Raw genomic sequence first — 14306 nt, 5'->3', positions numbered from 1 at the left:
TTGTCAGATTTTATTTGATTCGCGTACCGTTTGCTAAAGAGCTGTCTACAGTTGCAAGCGACAGACCGCCGTTGTCCTCACCGGCCAAAATCATCCCCTGAGACAATTCTCCTCTTAGTTTTACCGGTTTTAAGTTTGTTACACAAATGACTTTTCGTCCGACTAATTCTTCAGGCCTGTAATGCTTGGCAATCCCAGATACGACCTGGCGTTTTTCAAAGCCCAGATCAAGCTGCAATTTTAACAGACGATCGGCTTTTTTAACAGGCTCCGCCTGAAGGACTTCAGCTACCCTGAGCTCTGTGCTCATAAAGTCGTCAAATGTGATTTCCGGGAGCCGTTCCGGTGCTGCTTCTTCTTTTTTCTGTTCTTCTTTTGGAGCCGTTCCCTGCATTTTTGATTTGATATATGCAACCTCTTCTTCGGCTTCCAGCCGCGGGAACAACGGTTCTCCTTTTTGAACCTTCACCGATTTCAACTGTCCGAAGCTTGTGATGCTCTCCCACGTTTTTAATGACGGATCTGCCACGCCGAGCTGTGCAAAGATTTTTTCAGGCGTTTGCGTTAAGAACGGCTGCAGCATGACCGCCGTGATTCGCAGAGATTCAGCCAAATGATACATCACGGATCTTAGTTCGCCTTCTTTTTCTTTATCTTTGGCAAGAATCCAAGGTGCGGTTTCATCGATATATTTATTCGTTCTGCTGACAAGCTGCCACAGGGAAGAAAGCGCCACGGAAAATTCCATGTTTTCTATCGCCTGTTCATAAGATTTGATCGTTTCTCCTGCAAACGATGACAGAGATTCGTCATACTCCGTTACCGGACCTTGATATGATGCAATCTCACCGTCAAAATATTTGTTGATCATAGCGACCGTTCTGTTCAAAAGGTTTCCTAAATCATTCGCCAAATCATAATTAATCCGCTCAACGAACCCTTCAGGGGTGAAGACGCCGTCAGAGCCGAACGGCACTTCGCGAAGCAGGTAGTAGCGCAGCGCGTCAAGTCCGTATCTGTCGATTAATGTAACGGGATCTACAACGTTCCCTTTTGATTTGGACATTTTTCCGTCTTTCATCAATAGCCATCCGTGGGCAAAAACCTTTTTAGGTAAAGGAAGGTCCAATGCCATCAGCATGATAGGCCAGTAGATCGTATGAAAGCGGACGATTTCCTTCCCGACAAGGTGAACATCGGCAGGCCAGTACCTTTTGTAAAGTTCATCGTTCTCCGTGCCAAAGCCGAGGGCCGTTATATAGTTAAAGAGGGCGTCTATCCAAACATAAACGACGTGTTTTGGATTGCCCGGCACCTTGATGCCCCAGTCAAACGTCGTCCGGGATACGGCCAAATCTTCAAGGCCCGGCTTGATAAAGTTGTTGATCATCTCGTTTTTACGGGATTCAGGCTGAATAAATTCAGGATTTTCTTCATAAAAAGCGAGCAGGCGGTCAGCATATTTTCCCATGCGGAAGAAATAGGATTCCTCTTTAATCAGCTCAACAGGATGCCCGCTGTCAGGACTTTTTCCTCCGATGATTTCCCCTTTTTCATTTCGTTCAACGTCGACGAGCTGAGTCTCCGTGTAGAACGTTTCATCAGGGATGCTGTACCAGCCCTCATATTCATCAAGATAAATATCCCCGTTGTCGAGCAGCTTTTGAAAAACCTTTTCGATGACGACCTTATGGCGTTCTTGTGTCGTCCGAATGAAATCGTCGTTGGAAATATCGAGCTTTTTCCAAAGCTTCTGAATATCTTCTGCCGCACGATCCACCAATTCCTGAGGTGCAATGTTTGCCTCTTCAGCCTTTTGCTGGATTTTTTGGCCATGCTCATCCGTTCCGGTTAAGTATCTGACATCGTAGCCTCTCAGCCTTTTATACCGGGCCATTGCATCCCCGGCAACTGTGGTGTAGGCGTGTCCAATATGTAATTTTCCACTTGGGTAGTAGATCGGTGTTGTAATGTAAAACGTATTTTTTTCTTGCGGCATGATGGAACCTCCCAATTAAAATGTCAAAAAACTCCCGCCCAAAGGACGAGAGCGGCAAGTGTCTTCATTCAATATATCGTTGATTACATATTCCCTCTTTATATGATACCATCTTAGCCTTTAAGTTCAAGAAAATATACATATCGAAAAACAAGGAATATGGTCGATTACACATTATTTTTTTGAGTATCCTATTCAACTTCGACAAAAAAATGCTTTCATTGTCGAATAATGTCGTATATAATCGATATGAAGAAAAACCTTAGTTCGAAAGTCTTGATTTAAGGACATATTTTAGGATTATCGATTGGTTTTATCATCTTCAAATCCCTTGTTTCATCAGTTCTCTCAAGGTCTTTTGACTATAAGATCTAATTTTTACAAACTATAGAAAAGAAAATGATTGACGTTTATTGGAAACCTTGTTATGCTAGGACTGTAAGGATTTTGTCGAATAATGACGAAGATTATAACACTTATTAAAATAAGAATCTTTCGGGAGGAGAATGAATATGAAATCTACAGGTATTGTACGTAAAGTTGACGAACTAGGACGCGTGGTGATTCCGATTGAACTTCGCCGTACGCTTGGAATCGCAGAAAAAGACGCTCTTGAAATCTATGTTGATGACGAAAAAATCATCTTGAAAAAATATAAACCAAACATGACTTGCCAAGTAACTGGCGAAGTTTCTGATGACAACCTTAAACTTGCCGGCGGTAAACTGGTTCTTAGCCCAGAAGGCGCTGAGCAAATCATCAATGAAATTCAAGCACAGCTTCAATCTCTAAAAAATTAATTTGATTATACAAAAACCGCTCTTGCCAAGGCAAGAGCGGTTTTTTTCAATTTTGGATATGATATGCGTCATAGATTTTTCGTTTTGGAACGTTTCGGTCAACAGCAGCTTTTTTGATGGCTTCCTTGGAATGAAACCCTTTGCTGATATAATGTTCGACATGTTCTTTTGCCGAGAGATTTTCCCACCAGGCCGCTTCTTCGGCAACAGTTTCACCGCACCCTTCAACGACAAGGCAAAACTCTCCGCGCACTTGTTCTTCCCCGGCCCATGTCAGCACTTCCTCTATCGTTCCTCTTATAAATTCTTCAAATTTTTTGGTCAGCTCTCTCGTCACCGCGATCCGGCGGTTTCCGAATACCTCGTAAATCGCCGACAGCGTTTCCTTCAACCGATGGGGCGATTCATAGAAAATCACGGTTTCCTGTCTGTTTTTTAATTCGTCAAGCTGTTTTTTTCTCTCTTTTTTGTTCCGGTCCAAAAACCCGAAGAAAAAAAAGGGCTGAGGGGGAAGACCGGAAGCGATCAGAGCGGTTAACGCTGCATTCGCACCGGGCAAAGGCACGACATATCCGCCGATATCGATAAAGTCGCGGACGATTTCAGCACCGGGATCAGATATAGTCGGCATTCCGGCGTCGCTGACAAGCGCGACGTCTTTTCCTTCCTTCAGCCATTCCAAAATTTTATGTCCGCTGCTTTCTTTATTATGTTCATGGTAACTGACAAGTTGTGTTTCGATTTGATATACATGACACAATTTCTTCGTCTGCCGGGTATCCTCCGCAGCAATGATATCAGCCGTTTTCAATGTTTCAACGGCCCGAAACGTCATATCCTCTAAATTGCCGATCGGTGTAGGAACGAGGTACAACGTTCCCATTTGTGATCGTTGGTCAAAGCTCTGTTGACGATTGATGATGAACACCCGCCTTTCGCTTTTCTTCTATATAGCTTTCTTTGTTTTTTCTTGATAATTTTTTGAAATAATATTCCGCCTGCATGGCCTCTCTTTTTGTTGAAAAGCGTTCCGCATAGTGCAGCTTTACAGGGAGCCTTGCTCTTGTATATTTTGCGCCTTTTCCGTCATTATGGGTTTTCAGCCGCTTTTCAATATCGTTCGTATATCCCGCATACAAGCTGCCGTCCCGGCATGACAGCACATAAAAATAGTGGTTATTTGTCTCCATATAGTATCTTCCTTATCTCACTTGTATATTGATCGTGTTCATCATATACAAAAAGAGGCGGCAGAATCTTCAGATCGGGGCGGCCGTCTTTGATGCCCTCTACTAAAATCGTATTGGCTTCTTTCCCCTGCTTCGGATACACAAACTGCACACGCTTCGGCTCTATTTGATACGCCTTCATGAGTTCAAAAATCTCGAGCAGCCTTCCCGGTCTATGGACAAGAGCGAGCTTTCCGCCCTGCTTTAAAAGCTTGCTGCCGACACGGACAACATCTTCAAGCGTGCAATAAATTTCGTGCCTGGCAATCGCCAGGTGTTCATTAAGATTTTGTTCCGTTTTTTGCGGCGTCTTAAAGTAAGGGGGATTGCATGTGACAACATCGGCTCTATTGTGTCCGAGCACCTGCGGCATATTCTTCAAATCGTCTCTGATGAGATGGATCTGTTTTTGCAGATTATTGTATTCCACGCTTCTTACAGCCATGTCGTACAATCTGTCCTGAATTTCAACCCCGGTGATTTCCGCTTTTGAGCGGGTACTGAGAAGCAGCGGAACAACTCCGTTTCCCGTGCAAAGGTCGATGATCTTTCCTTTTTGAATCGGAACATATGCAAACTTCGACAGGAGGACTGCATCTAAGGAAAACGCAAACACCGTCGGGCTTTGCACGATTTTCATATCCTCTGCCAGCAAATAATCGAGTCGCTCATCATCTTTTAATTCAATCATGTTTTTTCCCTTTCCGAAAAAAATCTAGTCTTGGCGCTTATTCCGTTAAAAGGGCTTCCGTTTTGATCCGGAAGCCCTTCCTTTATTTTTTATTTAAAAACGAGAGGCAGAAAAGGCAGTCTCCTTCTTTGCGGACGCTTCCGTAATGAATGTTGCAAATGTGGAAGCCTTCCTGATACAGGCGCGCCAAATTGTCATGGCCTTCACCAATATCAGCATGCCCCGTCTTCTCCGCTTTTAACTCCTTCCCGCCTGCCTTTGCCGTCTTCAGCCTTTGATCGGTTTCTTCCAGCCGCTTGCGCAAATGTTCGTTTTCAAGCTGCAAATGGTTGTTTTCTTCGATCATTTCCCCGATATGCTGCTTGAGGTCTCCCAGCTGGCGGTACAGAGATCCTATTTGTTCTTCTAAACTTATGACTGTATCAAACAATTCTTTTTTATCCAAGGTTTCACACCTCGTTAATCTGTGGTTTGTGCAGATACGACACCTTCTTGCAGCAGCTCATCCCACGTATATTCCACAACTTTTTCGCAGTTTGTCAGTTCAACCTGAAGAATGCGTTCGAGAATATTCAGCCCGACAACTTTCGCCGGTCCGTTAGACGTGGCGATCACTTCCCCGATATCCGGGAGCTGCTCCTTCGCCGTTTCATATTCGTCATTTTCGTATTTCAAACAGCACATGAGCCGTCCGCATAGTCCGGAAATTTTCGTCGGATTAAGGGACAGGTTTTGATCTTTCGCCATTTTGATGGAAACAGGCTCAAAGTCTCCGAGAAAAGTCGAACAGCACAGCATTCTTCCGCACGGTCCGATGCCTCCGAGCATCTTTGCTTCATCCCTTACTCCGATTTGTCTGAGCTCGATCCTCGTTTTGAAAATGGAAGCCAGATCTTTTACGAGCTCCCGGAAATCGACTCTTCCGTCGGCCGTAAAGTAAAATATGACTTTATTCCGGTCAAATGTGAATTCGACATCGACCAATTTCATCTCAAGACCGTGCTCATTCACTTTTTTCTGGCAAACATCAAAGGCGGAAAGAGCGGCCTCTTGATTTTCCTCGACAATCAGGCGGTCGCGCTCATCGGCCACCCTGATGACCTTGCGCAACGGCAGCACCACATCGTGCTCGTCTACCTTCTTATTCGCGATGACGACTTGCCCGTATTCAACACCGCGAACCGTTTCAACGATCACACAGTTGTCTTTATCTATCTTAAATCCATTCGGATCAAAATAATAAATTTTGCCCGCTTTTTTAAAGCGAACACCAATGACATTATACAAGCTTATCCCTCCTGCAGCATTAAAACCAAGTGCTCCATTAAACCTTGAGCATTAACATTGGAATAAAGCCGTTTTTTTGCTTCTAAAACAGCAAGAATCTGGTTTGTCACTCTTTGTTGCGTTGATTGCAGCGCGTGCTGTTTTAATGTTTGGAATAAGTCCTGAAATAGTATTTTATCTTCATGTCCTATCTGAATGGACAATATATCACGGTATATAAATAAAAGCATATCAAGACCCATTTCTTGGTGGTCTTTCTCCTTGAAAAAGGGCATCCACTGATCTTGAATATAGAAAAAAGCATGTCCTTTTCGCTGGTGTAAGACTTCATACAATTTTATCACTTTCGCTCTGGACTCTGCAAACTGATCATTTCGACTCAATTCGAGCGCTTCCGATAAATTGTTTGTCATATTCGACAAAAGGGCTGCAAGATGCGGGGAGACCTCTTGTTTGATCAGTTCCTTTTCAATCGATTCGGGCAGCAGCGATTGAAACGCCAGAACCTGACATCTCGATATAATCGTATCAAGCAATTTCTGCGGCTGTTCCGTTAAGAGCACCGCTATCGTATCATTGCTCGGCTCTTCCAAAAACTTCAGCAGGCTGTTTGCGGCGTTTGCCGTCATCTGATCAGCGTGCGAAATAATGTAGAGCTTTTTATGAGATTCCAGGCCTGTTTTTGAGAATTCTTCCTGAAGAGCCTGGATTTGTCCCTTTTTGATGGACAGGCCGTCCGGGTGAACGACGTGTACATCCGGGTGGTTGCCGGAGGCAATCCGCTGACAATTTCGGCACGATTCGCAAGGCTCCACGCCCTTTTCAAGGCAAAAAAAACTTTTCGCCAGCAGCATGGCCGCGTCTAATTTTCCGGTCCCTTTTCGCCCTTCAAACAAATAGGCGTGGGCAAGCCGGTTTCTTTCTATACTATTTTGCAAAAGCTTCATAACCCGCGGCTGAAGCTTTTGCATTTCTGTCCAGGTTGTAGCCATACGATCACTCTCTATGTGTAAAGGTTTATCAATAAACCCTTTATTTCCCCAATTCGTTCCAGCAGTTCAATGGAGGGCTTTTCTTGATCAAGCAGTTCCTCCGTCAGTTGAACGAGCTTTTCATCAAGCTCTTTGACAATGCTCAATGTCCTGCTGTTTCCATACAAGTCAAAACTCCTGGAATTCTCAACCGTCAGGCCGTTTTCAACGGCTTCTTTCACAAAGCGCTTGATTAAGCCTTTAAATCTCGCCAAATCTTTAAAATTTCTCGACTTTGCCAGGCGCTTCCCAAACGCCTCAATATCCGACAAAAGCACTGTCAGCTGTTCGAATCTGAGCTTGCCGGTTTGGATGTTTATCTTTTCCTTAAACGAAGCAGAAATGTTCTCTCCTCTGGCGGGAGGAGTCTGCTGTTTTTCTATCATCGTTCGCAGTTCTTGACTTATTTTCATATCCTCAGCCCTTAAAATTGATGGAATTGTTCAATCGGCAGCACAAACACGGTCGCTCCGCCCACTTCTACTTCAACGGGGTAAGGGACATATGAATCCGCGTTTCCGCCCATTGGTGATACAGGAGCGATCAGCTGATCCCGTTTACTTCCGTTTTCTTTAATCAGACTCAATGCTTTATCAACCCGAATATCTTCGACGCCCAACATAAAGGTTGTGTTTCCCGACTTCAGAAAGCCGCCGGTGGACGCAAGTTTTGTCACGCGAAAATTATGATCAGTCAAAGCCTTTAAAAGCCGATTGCTGTCTTGATCCTGAACAACCGCTATGATTAGTTTCATTTTAAAAGCCTCCTAAGGATATTCTTGTTACCATTATAACAATAGAATGGGAAGCAGGTCACAGTCGAATCGTTTTTAATGCTTCTTCAATGATTTCGTTTACGCTTTTTTGCACATGCTCAATAGACCGGCTCGCATCGACTGTTCTGAAGCGGCCGGGAAAACGGTTTATAACCTCCTGATAGCCTTTTTGAACGAGCGTATGAAAATGGAGTTTTTCAAGATCAAGACGGTTTTTCTCACGCGAATCATTTGCATTGATCCGTTTGATGCCTTCTTCCGGATCAATGGCAAAGTAGATGGTGATATGCGGCATCATGTTTCCGATTGCAAATTGATTAATGGATAGGACTGCATCAACTCCAAGCCCTCTTGCATAACCTTGATAAGCGAGGGAGCTGTCGATAAAGCGGTCGCATAAAACGATTTTCCCATCTTCAAGAGCCGGCTTTACCTTTTCAACCAGGTGCTGCCTTCTCGCCGCTGCATATAAAAGCGCTTCTGTTTTCGGGTCCATGGCCGTGTTTTCCGGATGTAAAATGACCTCGCGGATTTGTTCTGCTATTTCAATGCCGCCCGGCTCCCTTGTTGCGAGAACGGAATGGCCGTTTTTCCTTAATTCTTCTGCTGCCCCTTGAAGTATGGTTGTTTTCCCTGCACCTTCAGGGCCTTCAAAGGTAATAAATAAACCGTTCATGATTTCTCCTCTTCTATATATACAGTTAGTTGTTTTTGTTTTAAGTGGCTGCTTCCTTGAATGTGTACGTGCAGATCGACAAGCCGGGACAACCGGCGGATACTCTCTTGCTTCACCCTTTCCCCTTCCATGATGAGAGGAATGCCCGGCGGATACGGAATTACCTGTTCTGCGCTTACCCGTCCTGCGGCCTCGCTGAAAGGCACTGACTCCGTTTTAAAAGATGACAGGGTGATTTTATCGTAAGGCAGGGTCGTGATTTTCTCCACGGGCTCTCCGATCTGAACCTGGCTGTGAATCCCTGGTGATCTGCTTTCTATTTCCTTTCCAATCCTCCTGATCGTCTCAGGATCCAAGCTTCTTTTTCCTTCCAGCGGCAGGATAAACAGTACCTGCCTTTCATCTCCCAGTTCAGGATGCACGCCATTTTGCTCAAAGATCTTCTTTAATTCGTAGCCTGAGTGGCCTTGCTTCGATCTGACGCACACTTTCAGCGGGTCTTGCTGAATGAGGGGATCGGCCGGTTCTGCGATCTCTACACCTGCTATATTCAAAAACTGCTCTTTCATTGCGGTGATCTCTTTCTCTGCACGTTCCATCCTGTTTGTTTTTAGCAGATGATCTGCATAGGCCCTTGCCAAATCCAACGACGCCATAATCGGATAAGACGGGCTGCTGCTTTGCAGCACGGTTAAATAGTGCACAAGCCGATCCCTGTCGATTCTCCGGCTGTTAAGATGCAAAAAAGACCCCATTGTCATGGCCGGCAGCGTTTTATGAGCAGACTGAACGACGGCATCGGCTCCTGCCTCCAGAGCTGACTGCGGAAAAGGACGCCCCAGCACAAAATGAGCGCCGTGTGCTTCATCGACCAAAACAGGCATGTGGTGTTTATGGGCTTCTTCGACGATCGGCTTTAAATCGGCGGCATGACCGTAGTAATTAGGATATGTCAGCATGATGCCCTTTGCCGTCGGATATTTTGAAACAGCCTCTTTCACTGTCTGCTGCAAAACGCGTGTCGGAACAGCCATCTCATCATCAATTTCAGGCGTTAAGAATACCGGACGTGCTCCGGCGAGTTCGACCGCATGAAAAACTGATTTATGGCAGTTGCGCTGAACGAGCAAAAGGTCGCCCGGCCGGCAAACCGAAAGAATCATCGCCAGGTTCCCGACAGTCGATCCGTTCACGAGAAAAAAACTTTCTTTTGAACCGTAGAGCTCGGCTGTTAAATCTTGCGCCTCTTTAATAACGCCTGAAGGTTCATGCAAATCGTCAAGCCCCGTCAATTCTGTCAAATCTATTTGAAGGATGGAATTAAACAGTGACTTTCCTTCATCAAAAAAGACATCTCCATTGTGATGTCCCGGAACGTGAAAAGAATAAGGGTTTTCTTTGGCATGGTCTACCAATGCTGTGAATAGAGGTGTCTTCATATCATCCGATCCTTTAATATGACAACTGATTTCTGCCCTTATTATACCCTTCCGGATGAATAACTTAAAGAAGGACCTTATGGTAAATCTTTATCATCTTTTATGAAGGGGGGTGATTTCATGTTTACCAGCTTGGCCTCTAAGATCTTCTTCCATCATCCTGATTTCTTCTTCTGCATGAATGCGTTTGGTGCGGCCTTCTTCTTGAATTTTAATGGTCTCTTCAAGTGTGGCGATTAAGTTTTCCTGGACTTTTTTCAACGTGTCGATGTCGACGTAACCGCGCTCGTTCTCTTTGGCGGTTTCAATTGTGCTGCCTTTCAGCATCTCCGCATTTTTTAACAGCAGCTCGTTTGTCGTTTTTGATATCTGATTTTGAGTCTCCGAAGCACGGCGCTGGCGCAGCAATATCAAAGCGATGGCCACTTGATTTTTCCAAAGCGGTATCACCGTCATAATCGAAGATTGGATCTTTTCAACGAGCACCCGGTTTGTATGTTGAATCAACCTGATCTGAGATGCGCTCTGCATTGTGATTTGTCTGCTTAACGTCAAATCATAGATCCGTTTATCCAGGCGGTCTGCAAATTGAATCATGTCGTTCACTTCTTGAGCAGCCATTTGATTTTGTACTGTTTCGTTTTTTTCTTTTAGCGCCGGAATGGTTATTGTATTTAACTCTTTCAATTTCAGCTGTCCAGCTGCAATATAAACATGCAGCGCTTCATAATATTCATTATTTTTTTCATACAGCTGTTCAAGCATCTGATTGTCCTTGATCAGCGCGTTTTTGGCATGCTCAAGCTTGACGCTGATTCTGTCAATTTGGGCTCCCGTTTTCTGATACCTTGATAATACTTCTTGAACCGGGCTGGGCATCCTTCCAAAGATACGCGAAAACAGACTTTTTTTTGCAGGCTTCAGCTCATCGGGACTGACCTGTTCAAGCTTTTTCATAAGGTCGTTCAAAATATTCCCGATTTCGCCGACGTCGTTTTTTTGAACGTGCTCAAGCATGGCATGCGAAAAATTCAACAGTCTGGATTGAGCCTGGTTTCCAAACCAATCGAGGCTTTGGTGATTCTTTGGATCAATCTGCTCTGACTGCTGCAATGCTTGACGGCGTTTTTCCTCAGGCAGCGAATCAACCTCTTTTTCTGCCTGTCCAAAGGATACGGACAAACCGCCTTTCTTCTGCCATGGCGATTGATACTGGCTCATTCAGCTTTTCCCCTCCTGCTTTCTAATGAATGCTTGGCGACATCCAGCTCAAATTCCAAATCGTCGATATCCGGCTTAATCAAGTCGTAAAGGTCCTCTTCCAATTGCTTGGCAAGTTGGTCAATTGTCATGCGGGTTTCGCTTAAGGACACTTCAAGTTTTGCGCTTCGTTTTGGCTGCGAGGCTAAAAAAGCATATTTTTCTGTCAGTTCAACAATTGAATCAAGGCTTTGATAATAAAAACGTTCTACTTGATAAAAACGCTTCGGTTCTTGTTTTGTCAGCATATAAATTTTCCGGACAATCCGCAATATTTCCAGGTTTTCCTTGATGGTTTGAATGTTTTTGACTGCAAACAGGGACTTTCTCAATCTGGCGATTTTTAATTTCGCTTCCTGTAAATTTTGCTTGATGTATGCGTATTCCCGTCTTGTCAGCTGATGTTGTTTTAAAAATACATGTGTTTCATACCATTTGCCCCCAAGGTAAATCACGGCCCAACCCGCACAAGCATAAAGAGAAGACAGCAGAAACGTCTGGTTAAAAGCAAAGAAGCTTGTCAGCCAAAGAAGCACAGACATCGTGCTTGCGATTAATACACGAAGCAAAAATTGAAGGATCTGTTTCATCACCATCTACTCCCCACGCATTTCTTGATTCCCGATAACACAAAGTTCCCGCAATTATAGAAAAAAGACACCTTCGTCCAGATGCCTAAAAAGTCAATGTGTCAAGTTTCGATAATACCATTATACATGCCCTTCATATGAACATAAAGTTTTCCGTTCAGCGGCAAAAAAAAAGACCTGGAAACGGTCTAAGAATACAATGGCGGCGTACGGAGACTTTTTAATTTTTTGACGTAATCAGAATATTGGGGATCTGAGGTTGATGTAGAAATAATCTTTTTTTCGCAATCCACACATAGAAATTTTGTATAAAGGTGAATACCTTCGGCTTTTTTTTCCTCACAAATGATACACGTTTCCCCATGATCAGACTTGCTCATTCATTCCACCTCCATGGGCTTCAGTATTCCCGAAAAACAACATTTGTATACAAAATTAAGAAAGTTTTTGAAGGTTAGATTAGTATATGTAAGCGGCAGACTTTAGGTGTCTGTATCACAATATTGACATCTGTGCCGCCTTGGACGGATAACCTGTGTTATAGTTGCCGGTTGTCATAAGAACTCCCAATCTATGAAATCAATTTGATTGGTGTAGCATATATACAAAAAAGGCCAGCTTTACTAAGCTGGCCTTTCGGGTTGCTTGGCGGCGTCCTACTCTCACAGGGGGAAACCCCCAACTACCATCGGCGCTGAAGAGCTTAACTTCCGTGTTCGGCATGGGAACGGGTGTGACCTCTTCGCCATCGCCACCAAACTTATATTGAGAGGTGTTCTCTCAAAACTAGATAACGATATGACATTCATGTTTGGTTAAGTCCTCGATCGATTAGTATCTGTCAGCTCCATGTGTCGCCACACTTCCACCTCAGACCTATCAACCTGATCATCTTTCAGGGATCTTACTTCCTTAACGGAATGGGAAATCTCATCTTGAGGGGGGCTTCATGCTTAGATGCTTTCAGCACTTATCCCGTCCGCACATAGCTACCCAGCGATGCCCTTGGCAGAACAACTGGTACACCAGCGGTGCGTCCATCCCGGTCCTCTCGTACTAAGGACAGCTCCTCTCAAATTTCCTGCGCCCGCGACGGATAGGGACCGAACTGTCTCACGACGTTCTGAACCCAGCTCGCGTACCGCTTTAATGGGCGAACAGCCCAACCCTTGGGACCGACTACAGCCCCAGGATGCGATGAGCCGACATCGAGGTGCCAAACCTCCCCGTCGATGTGGACTCTTGGGGGAGATAAGCCTGTTATCCCCGGGGTAGCTTTTATCCGTTGAGCGATGGCCCTTCCATGCGGAACCACCGGATCACTAAGCCCGACTTTCGTCCCTGCTCGACTTGTAGGTCTCGCAGTCAAGCTCCCTTGTGCCTTTACACTCTGCGAATGATTTCCAACCATTCTGAGGGAACCTTTGGGCGCCTCCGTTACCTTTTAGGAGGCGACCGCCCCAGTCAAACTGCCCACCTGACACTGTCTCCCTGCCCGATAAGGGCAGCGGGTTAGAAGGTCAATACAGCCAGGGTAGTATCCCACCGATGCCTCCACCGAAGCTGGCGCTCCGGTTTCCAAGGCTCCTACCTATCCTGTACAAGCTGTACCAACATTCAATATCAGGCTGCAGTAAAGCTCCACGGGGTCTTTCCGTCCTGTCGCGGGTAACCTGCATCTTCACAGGTACTATAATTTCACCGAGTCTCTCGTTGAGACAGTGCCCAGATCGTTGCGCCTTTCGTGCGGGTCGGAACTTACCCGACAAGGAATTTCGCTACCTTAGGACCGTTATAGTTACGGCCGCCGTTTACTGGGGCTTCAATTCGCACCTTCGCATAAGCTAAGCGCTCCTCTTAACCTTCCAGCACCGGGCAGGCGTCAGCCCCTATACTTCGCCTTACGGCTTCGCAGAGACCTGTGTTTTTGCTAAACAGTCGCCTGGGCCTATTCACTGCGGCTCTCTCGGGCTTGCACCCTAACAGAGCACCCCTTCTCCCGAAGTTACGGGGTCATTTTGCCGAGTTCCTTAACGAGAGTTCTCTCGATCACCTTAGGATTCTCTCCTCGCCTACCTGTGTCGGTTTGCGGTACGGGCACCTCTCACCTCGCTAGAGGCTTTTCTTGGCAGTGTGGAATCAGGAACTTCGCTACTATATTTCACTCGCCATCACAGCTCAGCCTTTGCGGGAAACGGATTTGCCTATTTCCCAGCCTAACTGCTTGGACGCGGATATCCAATACCGCGCTTACCCTATCCTCCTGCGTCCCCCCATTGCTCAAACGGTGAGGAGGTGGTACAGGAATATCAACCTGTTATCCATCGCCTACGCCTTTCGGCCTCGGCTTAGGTCCCGACTAACCCTGAGCGGACGAGCCTTCCTCAGGAAACCTTAGGCATTCGGTGGAGGGGATTCTCACCCCTCTTTCGCTACTCATACCGGCATTCTCACTTCTAAGCGCTCCACGAGTCCTTCCGGTCTCGCTTCACAGCCCTTAGAACGCTCTCCTACCACTGTTCGCAAGAA

Annotated in this window: 15 protein-coding genes and 2 rRNA genes (1 of these 17 running past the window's edge); 1 reads left to right on the top strand and 16 read right to left on the bottom strand. The window is 45.5% G+C overall.

What is annotated here, in order from left to right:
* Positions 1–10: 10 nt before the first annotated feature.
* The gene (gene metG, locus NSQ39_RS00275; RefSeq protein WP_175077172.1) at positions 11–1999 is read right to left on the bottom strand and encodes a methionine--tRNA ligase; all 1989 of its coding nucleotides are present in this window, start codon (positions 1997–1999) and stop codon (positions 11–13) included.
* 506 nt (positions 2000–2505) lie between these two features.
* Between metG and abrB the strand changes: the two genes are divergently transcribed.
* The gene (gene abrB / locus NSQ39_RS00270) at positions 2506–2799 is read left to right on the top strand and encodes a transition state genes transcriptional regulator AbrB (RefSeq protein ID WP_087962552.1); all 294 of its coding nucleotides are present in this window, start codon (positions 2506–2508) and stop codon (positions 2797–2799) included.
* A 46-nt stretch (positions 2800–2845) separates the two neighbouring features.
* Here abrB and rsmI read toward each other — a convergent pair whose 3' ends face one another.
* The 15 genes from rsmI to NSQ39_RS00195 all read right to left on the bottom strand — a co-directional run.
* Entirely contained in the window at positions 2846–3721 is an 876-nt protein-coding gene (gene rsmI / locus NSQ39_RS00265; protein ID WP_175077188.1) for a 16S rRNA (cytidine(1402)-2'-O)-methyltransferase, read from the bottom strand.
* Positions 3696–3989, bottom strand: a complete 294-nt coding sequence (locus tag NSQ39_RS00260) for a GIY-YIG nuclease family protein (RefSeq protein WP_046131737.1) — start codon at positions 3987–3989, stop codon at positions 3696–3698. The genes rsmI and NSQ39_RS00260 overlap by 26 nt, the downstream gene beginning before the upstream one ends.
* Positions 3976–4719: a tRNA1(Val) (adenine(37)-N6)-methyltransferase gene (locus tag NSQ39_RS00255; RefSeq protein ID WP_046131738.1), complete on the bottom strand. Its 744-nt coding sequence runs from the start codon at positions 4717–4719 to the stop codon at positions 3976–3978. Before NSQ39_RS00255 ends, NSQ39_RS00260 begins: the two co-directional genes overlap by 14 nt.
* 82 nt (positions 4720–4801) lie before the next feature.
* Positions 4802–5164 (bottom strand): DNA replication initiation control protein YabA, encoded by a 363-nt coding sequence (gene yabA / locus NSQ39_RS00250; protein WP_046131739.1) that lies wholly within the window; start codon positions 5162–5164, stop codon positions 4802–4804.
* 14 nt (positions 5165–5178) lie between these two features.
* Positions 5179–6006, bottom strand: coding sequence for a PSP1 domain-containing protein (locus tag NSQ39_RS00245; protein ID WP_046131740.1), 828 nt, complete (start codon positions 6004–6006; stop codon positions 5179–5181).
* Positions 6007–6008: 2 nt separating this feature from the next.
* The gene (holB, locus tag NSQ39_RS00240) at positions 6009–6998 is read right to left on the bottom strand and encodes a DNA polymerase III subunit delta' (protein ID WP_175077171.1); all 990 of its coding nucleotides are present in this window, start codon (positions 6996–6998) and stop codon (positions 6009–6011) included.
* 11 nt (positions 6999–7009) lie between these two features.
* Positions 7010–7450, bottom strand: coding sequence for a YaaR family protein (locus NSQ39_RS00235; RefSeq protein WP_046131742.1), 441 nt, complete (start codon positions 7448–7450; stop codon positions 7010–7012).
* 11 nt (positions 7451–7461) lie between these two features.
* Entirely contained in the window at positions 7462–7791 is a 330-nt protein-coding gene (locus tag NSQ39_RS00230) for a cyclic-di-AMP receptor (protein ID WP_046131743.1), read from the bottom strand.
* A gap of 58 nt (positions 7792–7849) precedes the next feature.
* A complete protein-coding gene (gene tmk, locus NSQ39_RS00225; protein ID WP_216899558.1) occupies positions 7850–8488 on the bottom strand; it encodes a dTMP kinase in 639 nt (212 codons plus the stop codon).
* Positions 8485–9927 carry an aminotransferase class I/II-fold pyridoxal phosphate-dependent enzyme gene (locus NSQ39_RS00220; RefSeq protein ID WP_175077169.1) on the bottom strand — a complete coding sequence of 481 codons (1443 nt, stop codon included), beginning with the start codon at positions 9925–9927 and terminating at the stop codon, positions 8485–8487. Before NSQ39_RS00220 ends, tmk begins: the two co-directional genes overlap by 4 nt.
* Positions 9928–10020: 93 nt before the next feature.
* Positions 10021–11148 carry a toxic anion resistance protein gene (locus tag NSQ39_RS00215; protein ID WP_216899556.1) on the bottom strand — a complete coding sequence of 376 codons (1128 nt, stop codon included), beginning with the start codon at positions 11146–11148 and terminating at the stop codon, positions 10021–10023.
* Positions 11145–11777: a 5-bromo-4-chloroindolyl phosphate hydrolysis family protein gene (locus NSQ39_RS00210; RefSeq protein ID WP_175077167.1), complete on the bottom strand. Its 633-nt coding sequence runs from the start codon at positions 11775–11777 to the stop codon at positions 11145–11147. Before NSQ39_RS00210 ends, NSQ39_RS00215 begins: the two co-directional genes overlap by 4 nt.
* A 188-nt stretch (positions 11778–11965) precedes the next feature.
* Complete coding sequence (locus tag NSQ39_RS00205; protein ID WP_175077166.1) at positions 11966–12157, bottom strand: sigma factor G inhibitor Gin; 192 nt, start codon at positions 12155–12157, stop codon at positions 11966–11968.
* Positions 12158–12420: 263 nt separating this feature from the next.
* Positions 12421–12536 (bottom strand): 5S ribosomal RNA (gene rrf / locus NSQ39_RS00200).
* A gap of 52 nt (positions 12537–12588) precedes the next feature.
* A 23S ribosomal RNA gene (locus NSQ39_RS00195) occupies positions 12589–14306 on the bottom strand; it runs 1214 nt beyond the window's last position.

Origin of the sequence: Bacillus sp. FSL W8-0848 (assembly GCF_038007805.1) — a bacterium.
GTDB lineage: Bacteria > Bacillota > Bacilli > Bacillales > Bacillaceae > Bacillus > Bacillus glycinifermentans.
The sequence above is the reverse complement of the archived record's forward strand: the minus strand, read 5'-3'. Positions and strand labels throughout refer to the sequence as shown.